18 protein-coding genes and 1 riboswitch are annotated in these 19,356 nt (G+C 52.3%); of the genes, 13 read left to right on the plus strand and 5 right to left on the minus strand.

Features of this window, described 5'->3' with window-relative positions:
* The first annotated feature begins 86 nt into the window (after positions 1-86).
* Positions 87-1,238 (plus strand): type IV pilus assembly protein FimV, encoded by a 1,152-nt coding sequence (locus tag KHS78_RS02920; protein ID WP_211824963.1) that lies wholly within the window; start codon positions 87-89, stop codon positions 1,236-1,238.
* Between the two features lie 38 nt (positions 1,239-1,276).
* Here the strand turns inward: KHS78_RS02920 and KHS78_RS02925 are convergent, their stop codons facing one another.
* A complete protein-coding gene (locus tag KHS78_RS02925) occupies positions 1,277-1,846 on the minus strand; it encodes an ATP:cob(I)alamin adenosyltransferase (RefSeq protein WP_211824964.1) in 570 nt (189 codons plus the stop codon).
* Positions 1,847-2,178: 332 nt separating this feature from the next.
* Between KHS78_RS02925 and norR the strand changes: the two genes are divergently transcribed.
* Positions 2,179-3,768 carry a nitric oxide reductase transcriptional regulator NorR gene (norR, locus tag KHS78_RS02930; protein WP_246506042.1) on the plus strand — a complete coding sequence of 530 codons (1,590 nt, stop codon included), beginning with the start codon at positions 2,179-2,181 and terminating at the stop codon, positions 3,766-3,768.
* 22 nt (positions 3,769-3,790) lie between these two features.
* Here the strand turns inward: norR and KHS78_RS02935 are convergent, their stop codons facing one another.
* Entirely contained in the window at positions 3,791-4,267 is a 477-nt protein-coding gene (locus KHS78_RS02935) for a hypothetical protein (RefSeq protein ID WP_211824966.1), read from the minus strand.
* 319 nt (positions 4,268-4,586) lie between these two features.
* Between KHS78_RS02935 and KHS78_RS02940 the strand changes: the two genes are divergently transcribed.
* From KHS78_RS02940 to KHS78_RS02950, 3 genes are read left to right on the plus strand one after another with little or no spacing between them, the layout of a single operon-like run.
* Positions 4,587-4,985: a group III truncated hemoglobin gene (locus KHS78_RS02940; protein WP_211824968.1), complete on the plus strand. Its 399-nt coding sequence runs from the start codon at positions 4,587-4,589 to the stop codon at positions 4,983-4,985.
* Positions 4,978-5,214 (plus strand): transmembrane sensor/regulator PpyR, encoded by a 237-nt coding sequence (locus KHS78_RS02945; RefSeq protein ID WP_211824970.1) that lies wholly within the window; start codon positions 4,978-4,980, stop codon positions 5,212-5,214. The genes KHS78_RS02940 and KHS78_RS02945 overlap by 8 nt, the downstream gene beginning before the upstream one ends.
* A 14-nt stretch (positions 5,215-5,228) precedes the next feature.
* Positions 5,229-6,422 carry an NnrS family protein gene (locus KHS78_RS02950; RefSeq protein WP_211824972.1) on the plus strand — a complete coding sequence of 398 codons (1,194 nt, stop codon included), beginning with the start codon at positions 5,229-5,231 and terminating at the stop codon, positions 6,420-6,422.
* 166 nt (positions 6,423-6,588) lie between these two features.
* Here the strand turns inward: KHS78_RS02950 and KHS78_RS02955 are convergent, their stop codons facing one another.
* The 3 genes from KHS78_RS02955 to KHS78_RS02965 form a co-directional block, all read right to left on the minus strand.
* Positions 6,589-8,448: a TonB-dependent receptor domain-containing protein gene (locus tag KHS78_RS02955; RefSeq protein WP_211824974.1), complete on the minus strand. Its 1,860-nt coding sequence runs from the start codon at positions 8,446-8,448 to the stop codon at positions 6,589-6,591.
* 59 nt (positions 8,449-8,507) lie between these two features.
* Positions 8,508-9,419, minus strand: coding sequence for a cobalamin-binding protein (locus tag KHS78_RS02960; RefSeq protein ID WP_211824976.1), 912 nt, complete (start codon positions 9,417-9,419; stop codon positions 8,508-8,510).
* Between the two features lie 192 nt (positions 9,420-9,611).
* Positions 9,612-9,813, minus strand: a riboswitch (cobalamin riboswitch).
* 211 nt (positions 9,814-10,024) lie between these two features.
* Positions 10,025-11,425, minus strand: a complete 1,401-nt coding sequence (locus KHS78_RS02965) for a hypothetical protein (protein WP_211824978.1) — start codon at positions 11,423-11,425, stop codon at positions 10,025-10,027.
* Positions 11,426-11,761: 336 nt separating this feature from the next.
* Here KHS78_RS02965 and KHS78_RS02970 point away from each other — a divergent pair, with 336 nt between their 5' ends.
* The 8 genes from KHS78_RS02970 to KHS78_RS03005 all read left to right on the plus strand — a co-directional run bounded on the left by KHS78_RS02970 (position 11,762) and on the right by KHS78_RS03005 (position 19,275).
* A complete protein-coding gene (locus tag KHS78_RS02970) occupies positions 11,762-12,532 on the plus strand; it encodes a hypothetical protein (RefSeq protein WP_211824980.1) in 771 nt (256 codons plus the stop codon).
* Between the two features lie 369 nt (positions 12,533-12,901).
* Positions 12,902-14,266 carry an ethanolamine ammonia-lyase subunit EutB gene (locus tag KHS78_RS02975; RefSeq protein WP_211824982.1) on the plus strand — a complete coding sequence of 455 codons (1,365 nt, stop codon included), beginning with the start codon at positions 12,902-12,904 and terminating at the stop codon, positions 14,264-14,266.
* A 13-nt stretch (positions 14,267-14,279) separates the two neighbouring features.
* Positions 14,280-15,170, plus strand: coding sequence for an ethanolamine ammonia-lyase subunit EutC (gene eutC / locus KHS78_RS02980; protein WP_211824984.1), 891 nt, complete (start codon positions 14,280-14,282; stop codon positions 15,168-15,170).
* Between the two features lie 70 nt (positions 15,171-15,240).
* Positions 15,241-15,894, plus strand: coding sequence for an ethanolamine utilization microcompartment protein EutL (gene eutL, locus KHS78_RS02985; RefSeq protein ID WP_211824986.1), 654 nt, complete (start codon positions 15,241-15,243; stop codon positions 15,892-15,894).
* 17 nt (positions 15,895-15,911) lie between these two features.
* Positions 15,912-16,619: a BMC domain-containing protein gene (locus tag KHS78_RS22625; protein WP_211824987.1), complete on the plus strand. Its 708-nt coding sequence runs from the start codon at positions 15,912-15,914 to the stop codon at positions 16,617-16,619.
* A gap of 1 nt (position 16,620) precedes the next feature.
* Positions 16,621-18,087, plus strand: coding sequence for an acetaldehyde dehydrogenase (acetylating) (locus KHS78_RS02995; protein WP_211824989.1), 1,467 nt, complete (start codon positions 16,621-16,623; stop codon positions 18,085-18,087).
* A gap of 45 nt (positions 18,088-18,132) precedes the next feature.
* Complete coding sequence (gene eutM, locus KHS78_RS03000) at positions 18,133-18,420, plus strand: ethanolamine utilization microcompartment protein EutM (RefSeq protein WP_211824991.1); 288 nt, start codon at positions 18,133-18,135, stop codon at positions 18,418-18,420.
* An 84-nt stretch (positions 18,421-18,504) separates the two neighbouring features.
* Positions 18,505-19,275, plus strand: a complete 771-nt coding sequence (locus tag KHS78_RS03005) for a hypothetical protein (protein ID WP_211824993.1) — start codon at positions 18,505-18,507, stop codon at positions 19,273-19,275.
* The last annotated feature ends 81 nt before the right edge of the window (positions 19,276-19,356 follow it).

Below are 19,356 nucleotides of genomic sequence, written 5' to 3' on the forward strand. Positions count from 1 at the left end.
TGAATACTGGCATTACTGCGCTCGAAACAAAGCTTGTTTCCGGGTCAGGGATGAGACCGTGGGGTCTTGTCCTTGCAGTATTCGTATTGTTTCTGATTTCAGTCCCCGCCCATGCAATAGAATTCTCCGCGGTTAAATTACTCTCCGGATTGAATGAGCCATTACGTGCCGAGATAGAAGTTTCAGGCCTGGCTGATCCCGAAAGCCCTTTCATTGTGGATGTTGCTTCACCGCTGGATCATCAGCGTTACAACATTCCCCACCAGTTCTTTAATGCTGATATCAGAACAACCTGGCATCGTGAATCCGATGGTCGGGTGATTATCCGTTTAAGCAGTACCCAGCCGGTCACCCAGGAAAACCTGCGTTTCCTGATGCTGGTGATGCCGACCGAAATCGCCATGCTCAAGGAAGTGGATATCTGGATGCCGGATGCGGCAGGAGCCAATCATCAACAGGTCGCAGCAAGCCAGTTTGATTTCAGGAAATCCAGCAAGGCAATGTATGGGCGCAGTGTGGAACTCCCTGCCTTGTCCGATGATACGCTGGGCCTGCTGTTCAGGAAAAAAATCAAGACGGTCGGCAAGCTGGACCAGACACTGAAACTGGTCAGGCATAATGAGCAGCGTCGGCCGGGCAGTCGGGCGCTGGCCTTTGCATCGGTCACGGATGAGATCACCTATGACCCGCACTTCTCGCCGGAAGCGATTGCTGCGGTGATGCCGAAAGCCGAGCCTGTGAATAAACCGACGACGACAGAGCCGGCACAACCCGTATTGGCAGCGGCGCTCTCTGACGAGGAAAATCAGAACGAGAACAAATCACAAACCTTTGAAATCCCGCTTCCCGATGAACAAGTCATCAAGCCGGATGATCGCATGGCAATTTTGACTGCTGTGGATAAACCCGTATCCGGTCATGCCCTGGTCGGGCAGAAACAGCCATCATCCTGGATTACCTATAAAGTTATCGGTACAGATTCTCTGGATAAGCTGGCCGCAGGGCTGGCGAAGCGCCATGGGAGTTATCCACAAGCCTGGCGAGAGCGGATCATCAAGGCCAATCCACAGCTCAGCATGACAACGGAATTTCCTCCGCCAGGCACGGCAATCAAAATTCCGTTCATGACTCGGCATGTCACCTTGAGCACGATGGATATTTATATCCACACCGGTCAGGCCTACGCTATCCACAACAGCCGGGGGCCGCCTGGCGACTGGGATAACCGCCGCTTGTGAATAACTTTTTGGGCAGAATCACCAACCCATAGTTGAGGTCAGGAGCGTTTCTTCTTCGGTGGACGTTGTGGATAGTTTGGGCTGACATACTCCGGTTCAGTTATCCCCAGACGACCATTGATCACCACCGTCACCCGGAACAGCAAGTTGCACAGCATGTTGCCATAGCGGTGCAGCACATCAGGCACTTCCCGGCCTTCCGCATCAATCTTCACCAGACAACGCACTACTTTTTTGCAGAGACTGCGGCATGAGTGAATCAGCTGCACGGAACGGGGACCGCGGGGCAGAACGAAGCTCTGAATACGGCCGCCAATCTCTTCCTCAAACCGGTCAAACCAGGCATCCAGCCGCTGGATGTCTTCTTCGTGGATACTGCCCTTGCCCCGGATGGAACCATTCAGGTGGAACATCTTGGGCTGCAGTTCATTGAGGAACTCGAGGATATCGAAAAAACGGTTTTCGGGATCCGATTCCAGCTCCGTGATCGCACAACCCACCAGGGTGCAGAGTTCATCGGTCAGGATCTCGTAGTCACACAGGGCGGATTCTTCATAAATGAAGGGATAACAGAGTTCCCGGATATTGCCGGAGTACTTCAGAGGCATGGTGGAATCCTTAGATGCAGATATAGGCTTACCAGGCGGTGTGGAGGTCAGGTTTCACGTACATTGATACCCGCATTCCAGACGAAGACATGATTGAGTGCAAAAATGGGGAGTCTATCAGAACACTGCGTCGGGTAAATGATCGGGATCATTATGCGATTTGCGCCCGTTTCCATGAGCATAACCTAAAGCAAGCTTTTGGTGATTAATAGGAGAATTGTGTCTTGCGAGCGATATATTCCCACCCCGATGCTCGGCTGAATACCGCAGGTATTTGGGGAAATGTTCGATGAGCGATAAGCTGTACCGACGACCGATGCGGAGGGGGGCGCATGTCGATCAGTTACGATGAAACGCTGGCTCATCTGGTTCATATTATTGAAAACCTTTCTGATGATATGACACCGGAAGCACGTTATCAGTGTCTGCTGGAACATCTGGCGCATCTATTTCCCTGTGATGCCGCCAGCCTGATGCAGCTGGAAGGACAGGTTCTCAGGCCGGTTGCCATTGTTGGCTTGTCGCCCGACACCCTTGGGCGCCGGTTTCCTGTCAGTGAGCATCCCCGGTTACAGCGGATTATCGATAGCGACACCCCTGTACAATTTCCCCATGATTCCGAACTGCCAGATCCATTTGATGGTCTGGTGACAGGGCATCAGGGTTCGTTAAAAGTTCATGATTGCGTCGGTACAAGGTTGATGCTGGATAACGCACCCTGGGGGTTATTGACCCTCGATGCGCTGGAAGCGGGTTCCATGAAGTCCATGGCCCCCGAAGCATTTCGTACAGCTATCGCAATGAGTAATGCGACAGTGAGAATGGTCAGCCTGATTAACCGTCTGGAAGTCAGGGTCGAGCAGGAACAGGCGGTCAGCCAGAGCCTGATTGCAGACCAGGTTGTCGAGATGATTGGGCAAAGTACCGCCATGCAGAGCCTTCAGGAAGAAATAAAAGTGGTTGCCGGTTCTGACCTTTCTGTATTGGTGCTGGGAGAAACGGGTACGGGCAAGGAGCTGGTGGCAGGTGCCATACATAAGCAGTCTCACCGGCGTCATGCGCCGATGATTCATATCAATTGTGCCGCGCTGCCAGGGAACATCATTGAAAGTGAATTGTTTGGTCATACCCGGGGTGCCTTCACCGGTGCAGTCAAAGATCGAAAAGGCAAATTTGAAATTGCCAATCATGGAACACTGTTCCTGGATGAGGTTGGCGAGTTGCCACTGTCTGAGCAGGTCAAATTGCTGCGAGTGTTACAGAATGGCGAAATTCAGCGAGTGGGTAGTGATCAGCAGATAAAAGTCGATGTGCGAATCATTGCCGCGACGAACAGGGATCTGGCCGTCGAAGTCAAGGAAGGCAAGTTTCGCGCTGACCTTTATCACCGACTCAGTGTTTACCCTATTCATGTGCCACCTCTTAGAGAGAGAGCGCAGGATGTGCTGCTGCTTTCCGGCTATTTTCTGGAGCTCAACAGGGCGAGACTGGGGTTAGATTGTCTGAGATTATCAGAAGCCTGTAATGCCCTTCTGCAAACCTATGCCTGGCCGGGGAATGTGCGTGAGCTGGAGCATGCCGTCAGTCGGGCAGCCTTGAAAGCACGTAGTGTCGTTCGAATGGATCGTGGCAAGGCGGGTGATGGTTTTGTGACTGTTGAACCTGAAGACTTTGATATGCAGATGCACTCATTCGAAGGGAAAAGCGATACGCTGGGGATGTTATCGACAGCGTCAAAATCTGTTGCCTTACCTGAAGGGGATGCACCGTTAAAAGTTTTACTGGATAACTACCAGCGAACGTTGATTCGCCATCTATTGAAACAACAGGGTGGAAACTGGGCGGCTATTGCCAGAATCCTGCAGGTTGACCGTGCCAACCTGCATCGGCTGGCACGGAGGCTTGGGCTTAAGGGACGATAAGCTCGCACCGAAGAGCCCCGTCTCATTGTTTCTTCATATAAGCGGGTGCCGTTGCAACACCAAGGCTGAGCCAGGCAATTGATGAGAGAACCAAGACTTTACCCAGCTCGAGAATGCCAAATAGTAGATGCAAATGAAGAGCAGCAGATCGGTTACCCGCTATCAGCTGGCTGGCCTGTTCATATAATGCAGGGAACAACCAGAAGGATTGTGTCAGCTGACTCGCTGTCAGGATAAAAAGCAATACAACGATCGATGCAGGACCACGGCTCTTTTGGGCGATACCAATGGCCAATAGCAGACAGCCCAATTGAAAAAGGTTGAAAGCATCAAACACGGTGCGCCCGACATCGACACCCACAGCCAGTGAAAGTGTCGGTGCATGAAACTTAACCGGCGTCGCCAGAAACGAAATACCCAGCACCATGCCACACCAGAGCAGGCAGATAACAACCAATAGCTTTGCTGCCAGCCCGGGAGTTATGCCTGACACTTTCATATATAGCTTTCCCTAAGCCTGCGACCGGCTGGCAACGTGTTTTTCATTTTCCATTGACCTTTTTTCGGTGTGACTTGTCTGATACATAGCAGGGGTCGTGCCATAAAAATAGTACTTATAAAACAGTAGGTTATTGAGGTTTATAGTCTTAATGACTACACCAATGTGTAGTCTTATGGACTCTTAAAGTTATCTAAATGACTCTTTTACCCTTTCTGTATAGCCTGAGCCTGTGTAACACACTGAATTTATAAGCTTTTTTGTATATGGCATGACCACTGCAATGGTTAAAGAAAGACAGTGAGCCGGGGTGGTCAATATGGCAGATATTGCTGACGTTAAGGATATACGCAGGCTGGTGGATACCTTTTACGGACGTGTTCGCCGGGATTCAGTGCTTGCCCCCCTGTTTAATGATGTCGCCTGCGTGGATTGGCATACGCATCTGGATGTCATGACCACCTTCTGGTCGGCCTTGTTGTTGCGATCGGGCAGGTATCGCCGTAATGCCCTTGCACCCCATTTGCGATTGTTTGGACAAGTTGCCTATCAACCGTCCCATATGCAGCGATGGTTGACGCTATTCGACCAATCCGTCGATGAATTGTTTCAGGGATCCCTTGCTGAAAAGAGCAAACACTGGGCCAGAGGCATTGCCCGCAATATGGAAAACCAGATTATCAAAGCGACTGCCAGTCAGGAGGTGTGTAATGACTGAACAAATCGGTAAATATCGTTTACTCAGTGAAGTATTGTTATCAGGCGGTGTTATCGCCACGGTGGCTGGAATTCTGGGCGCGTACATACTGGTAGCGCCCTTGGGGCTTGGCATGGCAGTGCAGATACTGTCGCACATGATGACGATTCTCGGACCGGGCGTAATAAAAGTCGGTTACGTCATACGCTTGGCTGCAGAGCATGCACAGAATCATCCCGACATGTGCTGATAAGGATTGTTTCTATGCAAATAACTGACAAGGAAAAAGAAAATCGCATCCTTCCTTTCTTTCGCCTGGCCTTTCGTCCGTTCTTTTTTGGCGGGGCATTGTTTTCTATCGTTGCGTTGTCGGCCTGGGGCAGCTTTTTGCTGGGAGGCTGGCCGATGGCTTTCTATACCAACCCTTTCTGGTGGCACACCCATGAAATGCTGTTTGGTTTTGGCGGTGCCATTATTGTGGGTTTCCTGCTGACTGCCGTACAAACGTGGACAGGCATCCCCGGCGTGCGGGGCTGGCAACTGGCTTGCTTATTTTTACTCTGGTTGACTGCGCGCCTGGGAATGCTGCTGATTCGGGAACCAACCATTTGGCTGACAATAGTGGATGTCATATGGTTACCACTGTCAGCCGTGATGCTGGCTCGACCTGTCATAAAGGCAAAAGGATGGCGCAACCTGCTCTTTGTACCACTGTTGTTATTGATGACGGCTATCAATGGTCAGATGCACTATGCAGCGTTTCAGGCTGACCATTCCCTTGCCATACAGGCTGCAGGCAGTGGTCTGCTGTTGATCACTGTCTTGATGCTGGTGCTGGGTGGACGAGTGATTCCGTTCTTTACGTCGGTTCGTCTCGGCTTCCCTCAACCGGAGCGGTTACGCTGGTTGGAGCTGGCGGCACTGGTTCCAACCGGGTTGGTGGTGCTGGCCAAAGTGAGCCTGGTACCTGTTAATACAGGATGGGTTGTGGCACTGCTTTTGATTGCCAGTGCAGCCAATGCATGGCGTGTTTTGCGCTGGAAACCCTGGCTTACGTTGCGGGAGCCATTACTGTGGTCATTGCATCTGTCCTACGCCTGTATCGTATTGGGATTGTTGCTTCTTGCGCTGACGCCACTCACTGGCTGGGACGATGCGATTGCACTTCACATACTGGCGATAGGCGGTATGGGGGGATTGATTCTGGCCATGATCTGCCGGGTGACCTTGGGTCATACAGGCCGCCCTCTGCAATTACCGGACAGGGGCGTGGGTTTTGCACTGGGTTTACCGGTTTTCTCAGCACTAGTGCGAAGTGTATTGCCTGAACTGGTCCCTGACCTGCGGATCGGTTTTTATTTCATATCCATTCTTTTGTGGATTCTTGCTTATGGCACGTTCCTCATTTTCTACGGCGATATGCTGTTGCAGAAACGGGTTGATGGAAAACCGGGTTAAGTAGGAATGTGCACAGCGGTAATCGGACATTGCAGGGATGAATGCGAGTAATGATAACGGGGAGAGACAACCTGTGATTAATTGCACAGGTTGTCTGCGTTGAGTCTCCAGCGCGTTCCGACATCCTTGTCGCTTAGGATCATGCTTCCTGCATGAAGGGCGCTGTTTAGATTTCAGGTGTCCAGGTCATGGAGACGAAGACGCCGCGGGGTTCGCCTTCATAGCTCTTGGTTGTCTGATATTCCTTATCCATCAGGTTGACCAGTTTCAATTCACCTTTTACTGCCGGCGTGAAGCGGTAGCTGGTACGCAGATCAACGGTAGCAAAACCACTTAAACGATCGTGGTTTTCGACATCATCATAGCTCTTCCCCTGGGCCCGGAGCGTACCGCCGAAAGAGAACCGGCCGAATGTACGATCTGCATCCAGGCTGAACAATTGACGGGCACGACGCTGCAGAACCTTATCTTTTACCTTTGGATCATCTGACAGGTTTTTGGGGTCAAGATAGGTGGCCGATGCCGTAATATCCCACGCCGCTAACTGAGTCGTTAAGCTGGCTTCGATACCACGAATGCGCGCTTTTTCGACATTCTCCATGTATCCCGTCATGGGGCCGGTTGAGAACCAGATCAGCATGTCATCCATATCATTCTGGAATGCAGTAACACTCCAGTGGCTGGTGTCGTTGATTATGCCTCGCAGCTCAATCTCGGCATTCTTGGATTTTTCTGGTTTCAGATCAGGGTTCTCACTGCCCGGATAATACAGATCCATCATGGAGGGGGCCCGGAAAGCGGTGCCATAAGAAGAGATCAGACGGTAATCATCCGATAAATTGACTCCCCAGCTAATATTGCCGGTTGTCTTGTAGCCGAAGGCCTCATTCTTGTCTCGACGCAGACCTACCTGCAGATCGCTGTTTTCAAATGAAGACTGGTTTTGAACGAAAACGGCCTTGTTGTAGCGGGAATTCACAGAGTAGCTTGTCGGCTTGGTATCGATACGGTCATTGGTGTAGTCAATGCCTGTCGTCAGGAGCTGGTTGTCTGCCCAGGCAACATCATTCAGCCAGCTGGCCGTATTTCGCATGGACTTGATGGAACCATTTTTAGTATGTGTACCATTCGGCATTTTCTGGAAGTTTTCACCCAGTTCATTGCTGTAACCGGTATTGATACGCGTAGTCCAGCTATCTGTAACTGGGAGGTTCAGGAAGGCATTTACAGTAGAAAAACGGAACTCGTCATAGGGGCGGACGTCCGTATTCCAAGTGTTGTCGTACTCATTCTTTCCTTCGGAGTGCAGCAGGTTAAAACCGGCTTCAATCTGGTTGTCGAATGTGTGGGAAACGCTGGCTGTGAAGGATTTGTTTCTGTATGCGTCGTCATCACCAGCATAACCGGTTTTGATGGCAGTATTGTCGTAGCCATTGGTTTCGAACAGCTTACCGCCGATATTGAAGCGGGTTCCTTCAACATTACCGCCATAATTGACGCCGTATTCGCTGGTGCCGCGGCTTCCTGCGCCAACCTTGAGTGATAGACGTGGGTCTGCATGCCCTTTACGGGTAAAAATCTGGATGACACCACCCACCGCATCCGCGCCATACAGGCTGGAACGTGGGCCACGAACCACTTCGATCCGTTCGATCATATCGGGGTTAATGTGTTGCAGTGATGCGCTGCCGCTGGTAGCGGAGTCAATGCGGTGGCCATCAAGCAGTACCAGCGTCTGGGCGGTTTTTGTGCCGCGCAGATAAATGCTGGTGGTACTGCCGGCACCGCCGGTGGTGGCAACCTGCATACCGGGTACACGCTTGAGCAGCTCGGGTACGCTGGACGCCTGGCTCTGTTCAATGTCCTTGCGGCTGATCACCGTGACCGGTGCCAGCGTTTCATCAATGGTCTGGGCCGTACGCGAAGCGGTGACCACTACGTTATCCATTTCATAGACATCTTCGGCGTGCACATTGGCAGCCATGATGGCAAGCGGCAACAGCGCCAGAGCAGAAGGCTTGGTCATTCTCTTATACCTTGTGAAGTCGGATTGTGTTCGTGTCAAAACGGTTGTAATGCCGCCGGTTATTCAGTGTGTCCGGCGATCAGTTGCTTTGGGGGCTGGTGACTGTCCCGTATCGCCTGCAGTTGCTCGCAGAGCATCTCGGCGCCGTCGAGCATCCGGGGTGTCGGCAATGAGATCAGTTTGTCCGGCAGGGTGATCAGCTGTTGCTCACGTACGGCCTCCAGCACCGTCAATTTCTGCCAGCGCTGGTGGATGTCCTGGTCATTGCCGACACGGTCGGTACTGACGATAACGTCCGGGTTGCGGGCCAGCAGTGATTCGATGCCGACAGCGGGTACATTGACCTTCTGGTCAGCAAAGACATTATTGCCGCCACACAGGGCGATGGCCTGGCTGGTGAGGTGCCGTCCACCGACAGTGCGCAGGGGCGCATGCCAGATCTCGAAGAAAACACTGACCGGTGTCCGGTCTGCGTAGCGGTCATGCAGGGCTTCGTAGCGGGTCAGGAACGCATCCGCATTGCGCTTGGCGACCGTTTCCGTCCCGGCCAGTCGGCCCAGGGTGCGGATGGACGTTGCCACATCGGGAATGGTGGCCTGACCGAGATGGAATACCCGGATACCCAGGGATTCAATCTTCTCGCTCAGTTGTGGTGCGGTCACACCGGCCCAGACCACCACCAGGTCAGGCTGAAGTGCCAGCAGGGCTTCTACGCTGATATTGGGAAAACCACCGATGGTAGTGATCTCGTTGGCGGCGGCCGGGTAGGTGCTGTAACTGTCGACACCGGCAATATGGGTACCGGCACCGGCGGCAAACAGCAGTTCGGTGATATTGGGCGCAAGGCTGACAATGCGGCGGGCCGGCTTATCCAGGCAGACGGACTGACCGGTGGCGTCTTGCTCACAGACAGCCGCACCCCAGGCAGGGATGGCCAGTAGCATCAGAATAGACAGCAGGATTCGCTTCATGTCGCCAACTCCCGGTGTCACCGTTGGGTGCACCACAGCTTCTATAAGGCGGGAGTCGTTTGGTCAGGCGTGGGGCAGCCGCGATCGGTGGTCGCATGACTGTCCCGCCTGCAAGGCAGGAAATCAGAGAATGATTTCAACAACCAGGTAAACCCGCCCGGTATCACACAGACTGAACTGACGTTCGGTCTGTTCCGTTGGTTTTGCTGGGCAGGTTTCCTGGCTCCAGGGTCGTTGCCTTCACTCGCCTTCCCGGACCTTGAGTCCAGTGGCACAGAATGAGTGTTGGCTCGCCTGTTACAGTTGCGGGTACAGCCGGGGTGTTTCACCCCGTTCCCTCCGATGCGCTGAGTCTGCTTGAGCATGCTCGCGCGCCGGGCCGAAAGTTACACGAAATTTCCGTCTCTTTACGGCACCATTGCAAAGTGAGGGCATCATAAGATAAATCGGGGGAAGAATCATGACCTGTGTCATAAATGACCTACCTCAAGGCAGAGGTAAGCCTATAGAGTATTGATGCGCATCAGCTGTACCTTCAACGGCATAAGGGAACAAAATAAGGTCATTAATTTGATTAGGCAGAGCCAGGGGGCTGTTGTTTCTGATTAATCAGAATCTATAGCCCTACTAGACTGATCTTTGTTTAATTGCCTAGAGTGCGCATAAAGATACTCTAAACCTTCTAATAATGTGTCCAGCTGAACCAATGATATCCACATAGGTGCTGTATGTGTTCGTGAATTTTTACTTGGATAATTACCAGGTTTAGTGTCTTTGCTGAGTTCGGGTACTTGGCCCATGCTTACGTCCATGCCCTGATAAAATTTATGCAACTCTTTGTAGATGTCAACGCAGTCTTTGATGCTGGAATCAAGCTTTCGATCGTCATATAATGCTTCTTTCTTCTTGTGAAGATATTCTTCAATTGCATCGAGATCGACTAAAGCTGTTTTTGCCGCTTTGAGTGATCCGTGGATTTCTTTAAGAGGAATCGGTACGAATAGGTCGTATTCTGACATTGCCCGTATTTTTTTTAACGAACTTTCCATTGAAGCAAACGTACTTAAAACTTGCTGTTCTTCAGACTCATCATCACTTGATTCCTCCGACTTCTCCACGTCAAAAGACGGTTTTTCTGTTTTTGAATCAGGAGTCATGTGTTTCCATTTTAATGTAGTGTCTTTAGTATGATAGCTGACTGAATCAAACCACTCTATAAGAACCCATTTCTGAGTTTTAGTTAACATTGGGAGCAGCTCTCTAAAGTTTTCTTTACTGTCTATAGCTAGTGATGCAAGTAATCTAAAACATTCAGGTTCTCTTAGTTTGAATTCTAAAAGGGATTTGTTTCTCGCTCTGTGGATGAATTGATAGTAAGTGTTGTAAATTGAAACTAACGTTTTATTGCCTGATTTTGTGTTTGCCATAAAAGCGGGTGGAGTGTAAGAGATATTGCTTTTTTCTTTTTTGATTTCAGGGATGTATTTCCAGATCTCTTTCCAGTCAATACCAAATACTTGCTCAAATAGCTTGTCGAGAAATTGCATGGCTGCTTGCTCTGGTTTGGTTGTGCCTGTAAAGTGTTTTGAATCAAGCGAATCAGCGATCTCGGTGAACCGGGTGCAAGTTTTATGTTCTCCTGTTAGAAAATTGTACCTTTCTTCCTCGTTAAACATAATATCTACTAACTCATTGAATAGCCTTAACATCGGTTCGGTAAGTTTGCTCGAAAAGTCTTTATCACTGAGCAGCTTTCTCACCGCTTGCTCGTGAATGTCCGGTGTTTTGGTTAATCGTTCTTCTGGTTTGGTGAGTCGACGTGTTTTTCTTACTCCATGATGCTCGGAACCCTCTGAGTGGTGCCTTTTTCTTTGCTGTTGTTCTGTTGACAGCTGGTGGCTGGGTTGGACGACCTGAATGCCGCTTGTCGATGCTGACGGAGCTGGACTGCTGATACCGCTGCCAGAGCCTGTGGAGTGAGAGGGTGATACTCGAGTGCCTTCCATGACTAATGTTCCTGTTGAGTAAACAATATTAATGTACAGTGCATTGGACAACGAAAGGACGGACGCTTAGCTAACAAAAGGGTCAGTATTACTGTTTAAAGCGGGCCAGTAATCTGAGAGCCCCATGCAATAACATAATGTCAGGTCATTTTGCTTAATATAATGCTTTATCGTTTTATGAATGAGGGGCTGTATTTCATAGGAATATCCATTGTTTAGCAATGTAGACAACATATCGGTTATAAGATTTCACATGAAATTAATTCATTATTGTTTTTGCCTATATCAGCGATACCGAGAGATATAATTTTTTAATTTAGTGTTTTAGGAGGCTTTATGGCTACATCAGTAAAAAGTTCAGGATCGCCTGCGTTTTTTGATCGATCAAGCTCTATAGAGAAAAGGTCAGTGGGCACTCAGGCAAATCTTCCTGCTAGATATCACCGATTGAATGTGGAGATAGTGCAGGATGAAAACGTGAGAAGTATGGAGCATATAACAGTTGCGACACAGGTCGATGAAATAGATGAAAGTCTTGATAGGAAAGTGGAAAAGATTGTGGATGAAAGACTGCGGCATCATTTTGGAGGAAAGTTTGATGATTTAGAGGTAGGGCGGAAGGAATTGTTTGACGATGAAAAAAAAGAAGAAGCCGTTTCTATGGAATCTGAGAAATCTGATGATTCTACTCAGGCAAAGATAAGTCCTGAATATTGGGATTGGGATAAGTTTGATGAGGTGCAAGGTGAGAAGATATGTAATCTACACCCTAGGATTTACCGTTTGCTTGATCAAACAATTAAGAAGCCGGATATCGAAGCTTTAGTAAAGCATGCACTTATAACTGCACATACATCGACGTTTGAAGGTGGTAACCCTTTTGATGAAAGTTTTTTGAAAAGAAAAAATATTTCTTTTGCGCATGTTATCCAGGTTTGGTCTGTAAATATGGAATATCCTAAACTATCCCTATTTATAAAAGCATTAATTTTGCTTGGGCGAATTAATAAAGATCAAGTTCAGGAAGTTTACGACATGGTAGTAGGGCGTGTTCACGACGATACACTGGCTGCATCTGAAACAACAAGCGGCAATGTTGTTTTCTGAGTTAGTAATAAATAGGGGGAGTCTTGTCATTCTAAGGGGCGGGGAGCACGTTCTGGCTCCAGGTATCACTGCTTCCCCATCCACAAGAATTTCTACAGGTGAAATCCTTTAGCCAGGTATTTAGCGCAAAAAGCATTGGAGCTTGTGCAAACATTGAGTCTGACTCCCTGTGACTGAGATCAATGAAATGACAGCACTGGTTTTGATGAAAAACAATGGTATTCCGACGCTTTGACACAACCACCAAACCATTGACCTAGCTCAATCGCCAAGCCGGGGTCGCTGCTGATGCACATCAACAATCCGGTTGACGCATTTGAGTACTCTTCGCAGCGTTAAATTTCCTTTACCCCAGGCAAAGGCTCACAAATGCTTCTCAAGACCAAGCTGTTTGGAAAGGTTTATGCCTTTTCCAGCATCAAGGAAGTGCTCGCCAAGGCCAACGAGAAACGCTCTGGCGACATTCTGGCAGGCTTAGCTGCCGAATCCATTACCGAGATGGTCGCGGCCAAGGACGTATTGTCCCGCATGCTGCTGTCCGATCTGCGCAACAACCCGGTTGTGCCCTACGAGAGTGACGAAGTCACCCGTATCATTCAGGATGACGTTAACGAACGCATCTATGACGAGATCAAGAACTGGACTGTAGCCGAGCTGCGCGAGTGGCTGCTGCAGTACAGCACCCGTAGTGACGACATCCGTCGTGTCAGCCGCGGCCTGACCTCCGAGATGATCGCCGCGGTCGCCAAACTGATGACCAATGCGGACCTGATCTACGTTGCCAACAAGATTGAAGTGCTGGCGACCTGTAACACGACGATCGGTCGCAGGGGTACCCTGGCCGCGCGTCTGCAGCCCAACCACACGACTGACGACGTTGAAGGTATCCGTATCTCCACGTTGGAAGGTCTGTCCTACGGTATCGGTGACGCGGTTATCGGTCTGAACCCCGTAGATGACAGCACAGACAGCATTTACCGCTGCCTGCACCAGTTCGAGGAAATCAAACAGCGCTTTGAAATCCCGACCCAGAACTGCGTACTGGCACACGTTCTGTCTCAGATGGAAGCGGTTGAGCGCGGCGCACCGGCCGACATGATCTTCCAGTCCATCGCCGGTTCCCAGAAGGGTAACGAAGCGTTCGGTTTCAACGCCGGTCACCTGGCGGAAGCCCGTGACATGATGCTCAAGCAGGGCACCTGTACTGGCCCGAACGTCCTGTACTTCGAAACCGGTCAAGGTTCCGAGCTGTCTTCTGATGCGCACCACGGTGCTGACCAGGTGACCATGGAAGCTCGTTGCTACGGTTTCGCCCGTCACTACAACCCGTTCCTGGTGAACACGGTTGTTGGTTTCATCGGTCCTGAGTACCTGTACGACGGTAAGCAGGTGATTCGTGCGGGTCTGGAAGACCACTTCATGGGCAAGCTGCACGGCCTGCCAATGGGTGTTGACGTTTGTTACACCAACCACATGAAGACTGACCAGAACGACAACGAAGCGTTGATGACCCTGCTGACTGCCGCGGGCTGTACCTACTTCATGGGTATCCCGGCCGGCGACGACATCATGCTGATGTACCAGACCAGCGGTTACCACGACGTGGCCACTATGCGCGACATCTTCGACAAGCGTCCGATTCCGGAATTTGAAGCCTGGTGTGAACGCATGGGCATCATGGAAGACGGCCGTCTGACAGAGCGTGCCGGCGACGCTTCTATTTTTCTGAAGTAACGGGTGGCTATCGATGATCTCTGAAAATGAACTGAAAGACCTGATCGGCAAGGTCCTCAAGGAAATTAATGTTGACGACGGTCAGAAGTCTGCCGTCGCACAAGCGGTATCCTTGGCCAGCCAGGTGGATGATGTCGCCGACAGCGAACTGAAAGACATCACTGCGATTGAAATGTCCGACTTCTTCGACATCGAGAATGCCGAGAACGAAGCGGAATATAAAAAGCTGAAGGCGAAGACACCGGCTCGTCTGGGTATCGGTCGTGCGGGTCCCCGTTACAAGACCGAAACCATGCTGCGCTTCCGTGCTGACCACGCCGTCGCCATCGACTCCGTGTTCAACGAAGTACCGGAAGAGTTTGTCGTCGAGATGGGCCTGGTAGCCGTGCAGTCCTGCTGTGAAGACAAGGACATCTACGTTACCCGTCCTGACCTGGGCCGCAAGCTGAACGAAGAAGGTGCCGCGAAGGTTAACGCCGAATGCCGTAAGGGCGTCGACGTACAGATCGTCATTGCTGACGGCCTGTCTTCCACCGCGATTACCGCCAACCTGAAGAACATCCTGCCGGCACTGAAGCAGGGTCTGGAAGGTTACGGCATGAGCGTGGGTAACCCCGTATTCGTCAAGTTTGGTCGTGTCGGTTCCATGGACCACATCACCGAGATCGTCGGCAGCAAGGTGACTGTCGAGCTGGTCGGTGAACGTCCCGGACTGGCCACTGGCGAATCCATGGGTGCCTATATCACCTATGAAGGCAAGGTAGGTATGCCGGAAGCCGGCCGTACCGTGATCTCCAACATCCACCGTCGCGGCACCCCTGCTGCCGAAGCCGGTGCGCACATCGCCAACATCGTCAAGAAGATGATGGAGCAGAAGTGCAGTGGTGTTGGTTTCCGAGTCTAACGACTAATGACGTAAGGCTGCTGTCGTAATAAGGCGGCAGCCTTAACGACCGAACATACCGGAGAGAGTCATGAAAGGTGATCGCTTAGGCGCCGGCGTACTGGCGGTAAAAATGATCCCCAACGTCGATGCCAAGATGGCAGAGAAGCTGGGTATGCCCAAGGGCTGGAAGAGTGTCGGTATCCTGACCTCTGACTGCGATGACGTAACCTACTGCGCCATGGACGAAGCCACCAAGAACGCAGAAGTTACTGTCTGCCTGGGCAAGAGCTTCTACGGCGGTGCCGCCAATGCCAACACCAAGCTGGCTGGCGAAGTCATCGGCATGCTGGCCGGTCCTAACCCGGCGGAAGTCCGCAGCGGCCTGAACGTCGCTATCGACTTCATTGAAAACGAATTCTCTTTCTACAGTGCGAACGAAGACGACACTATCGCGTACTACGCGCAGTGCATCTCCCGCACCGGTTCCTTCCTGTCCGGCATGGCTGGTATCAAGGAAGGTGAGCCCCTGGCGTACCTGATTGCTCCTCCCCTGGAAGCGATGTATGGCCTGGATGCTGCCCTGAAAGCGGCTGACGTCACCCTGTGTGAACTGTTCGAGCCTCCTTCAGAAACCAACTTCGGCGGTGGTCTGCTGACCGGCAGCCAGTCTGCCTGTAAGGCAGCCTGCGATGCTTTCGCTGACGCTGTGAAATTCGTGGCTGAAAACCCGAAGCATTTCTAAGACGGGAGCGGTAGGCCATGAAAGGACAAGAAGCAGCTGGGTTTATTGAAACTGTCGGTTATCTGGCCGCAGTGGAAGCCGCTGATGTCTGTCTAAAAGCCGCTAACGTCACCCTGTCCGGTATCGAGCGGGTCGGTGGTGGTCTGGTGACCATTATCATCCGTGGCGATGTAGGCGCGACCAAGGCGGCCATTGAGGCCGGCACGGTTGCGGCCGACCGGGTAGGGCGTGTGGTATCCACCCACGTGATAGCCCGGCCTGCCGCTGACCTGGCGCCGCTGCTGGACAAGCCTGACCCGGATGGGGATGGCGGTCCGAATGGCAGTCAGCCGGAACCGGATGCCCCGGTCACGCCGGATGAGCCGAAGAAGGTGGTTCAGGCCAAGCCTGAGACGCCGGCCAGTGTGGAATCCAAAAGTGACACCACGGTGACCGTTGCCAGAACGTTTGTGGTGGCCGCCCCGGCTGAAAAGCCGAAAAAGGCGGAACCGAAACCGGCACCGAAAGCAGCGGCCAAACAGGAACACCCCGTTGCCGTTCAGGAACCACAGTCCGAGACTGCCGACGCCCTGCGTCAGCACCGGACCGTGGAATTGAGAAACATGGCGCGACAAATGCCCGATATCGGGATGAGCAAGAACCAGATCAAGTTCGCCAAAAAGGAAGAACTGATCCGCGTCATTGTTGCTCACCATGAGCGCGCAAACACCGAGAGGATGAAGTAAGTTGGAACTCCTCGATAGAGACCTCGTATCCGTACAGGAAGTCCGGACCCTGATCCGCAAGGCGACAGCCGCCCAGCAAGTGCTGGCCGACTACAGCCAAGCTCAGGTCGACGCCCTGGTTGACGCCATGGCGCGCGCCGGCCAGACCCATGCCCGTCGTCTGGCGGAAATGGCCGTGGAAGAGACCGGCTTCGGCAAGGTTCAGGACAAGATTACCAAGAACCTGTTGGCCAGCAAGATTCTGCTGGATTCAATCAGGGACATGAAGACCATCGGCATGATCTCTGACGATCAGAGCCGCAAGGTCATGGAAGTGGCAGTACCTTTCGGTATTGTTGCTGGTCTGGTGCCGTCTACTAACCCGACGTCCACTACGATTTATAAGACCATCATTTCCATCAAGGCCGGTAACGCCGTCATCTTCAGCCCCCACCCGTCGGCGCTGAAGAGCATTACCGAGACTGTTCGCATTCTGCGCGAAGCCCTGGTCAGCCTGGGTGCGCCGGAAGAACTGATCAGCGTGATGAGCGTTCCCAGTCTGGAAGGCACCAGCGAGCTGATGAAGAACGCCGGCACTGGCATCATTCTGGCCACCGGTGGTTCCGCCATGGTCAAAGCGGCTTACAGTTCCGGTAACCCGGCGCTGGGTGTTGGTCCGGGTAACGTGCCTGCGTTCATTGAACGCACTGCAGACATCAAGAAAGCGGTTCATCACGTTATCACCAGCAAGACCTTTGATAACGGCACTATCTGCGCCTCTGAGCAGCACGTGGTCACTGAACACGTTATTGCTGACCAGGTGAAGGCAGAGATGATCGCCCAGGGTTGTTACTTCCTCAGCGAAGCGGAAATCGCGAAAGTTGAGAAAGTCATCGTCAACCAGCGTGGCGGCCTGAACGCCGGTATTGTTGGCAAGCCTGCGGTGGAAATCGCCCGTATGGCCGGCCTTGATGTACCTGCCACTACCCGTGTTCTGGTGGGTGAGCAAGGTCGTAACAACGTCGGCAAGAAGTATCCCTTCTCCTGGGAAAAACTGTCTCCGCTGCTGGGCTTCTATCGTGTCAGCGACGCGCACGACGCCTGCGAGCTGTGCATGGAACTGCTGCACTTTGAAGGTGCGGGCCATACCCTGGCGATCCACACACAGAACGATGCCCTGGTACGCGAGTTTGCCCTGAAGAAGCCGGTATCTCGTCTGGTGGTTAACACGCCGTCCACCCACGGTGGTGTGGGTGCGACCACGAACCTGGCGCCTGCGTTCACTCTGGGCTGCGGCAGCGTCGGTGGTTCTGCGACCTCCGATAACGTGACCCCGATGAACCTGTTTACCAAGCGGTATGTGGCTTACGGCGTGATTGAGCCGGAAGCACTGGCACAGCCTGAGGCTCAGCCTGTGGCCTGCAGTACTGCGAATGTTGATATCGAAGCAATCACCCGTCTGGTGATTGAACGACTGAAGTCTCTTTAACGAACCCTCAACAAACATCTCTGATTACAAAGTGGAGAATTAAAAATGGCTATCTCTAACGCTCTGGGCATGATCGAAACCAAGGGTCTGGTTGGCGCAATCGAAGCTGCTGACGCCATGGTCAAAGCCGCCAACGTTACTCTGGTTGGCAAAGAGCAGGTTGGTGGCGGTCTGGTTACCGTACTGGTACGTGGTGACGTCGGCGCTGTTAAAGCCGCTACCGACGCTGGTGCTGCTGCCGCTGAGCGTGTTGGCGAGCTGATCTCCGTACACGTTATCCCACGTCCGCACGGTGAAGTTGAAGTGATCCTGCCTCAGGCAAAAGCTGAGTAATTCGGCACACGTCAACTGACGCTGGAAAGGTCGGCCTGGTCCGGCCTTTCTGCCAGAGTCTGCTGTTCAGGCTAAGGAAGTTCCATGGGTGTTGTTACAGAAGCGCGGATTCGCAGTGAATACCGCAAGGCGGCCTTCACCACGTTTGAGGTGGAGCTGAAAGACATCATCACCCCGTCTGCCCGTCAGTTTATCCAGGACAAGGGCATAGCGCTGGTTATCCGGGGACAGGACGATGTAACGCCTGTCGAAGAATCCCTGATACCGGCAACCGTCGATGAAGGCGACAATAGCGCCGCAGCACCGACACCCCATTTTATCTGCGATTACACCGGTGGCATGTTCACCGAAAAACCGGACTGCATGGCGGTTCTGGGCGACAACCGTCTTGTGTTGTTGACCGATCCCCGCATTGCACTCCAGGAACAGTTTGACCGCCTGCAGGCTGACATGCTCTGCATGCAGGTGGATTGCGCTGAGTCAGGCCGGAAATCCTTGTGCGACGAACTGCAGAAGGTATTGGACTATGTCCGCCAGCTGACCATCGCCATCGTGCCGGGTGAAAACGTTGACCCGGACGTTTTCAGGACGCAGGACAGCGAACCTGCGCCATTAAGCGACTGCGAGGATGGCCTGCCCCATTACAGCATGGGCAGAACCCTCGTCAGTCTGAACCGGCTGCGTGCCGGTATCCGTGAAGCGGAATTGACGGCTGTGCACGCCTATCAACGGGGCCAGCGGTGTGAACGTCCGGACATGCTCCGGGCGCTGCACCACCTGTCAGGCCACTGTTACCAGCTGATGGTACGGGAACGGGCCGGTGAGTTTGCCCCTGCGCAACCGCAGAGCCGGTGAGCCGACAGGTGATTGATTAACGGCTTGAATCAGGATGACGCGGTCAGACGATTGATCGCGCCTGTTCAGGTGAGAAGTGAG

The organism is Kistimonas asteriae (assembly GCF_018263925.1).
Lineage (GTDB): Bacteria > Pseudomonadota > Gammaproteobacteria > Pseudomonadales > Endozoicomonadaceae > Kistimonas > Kistimonas asteriae.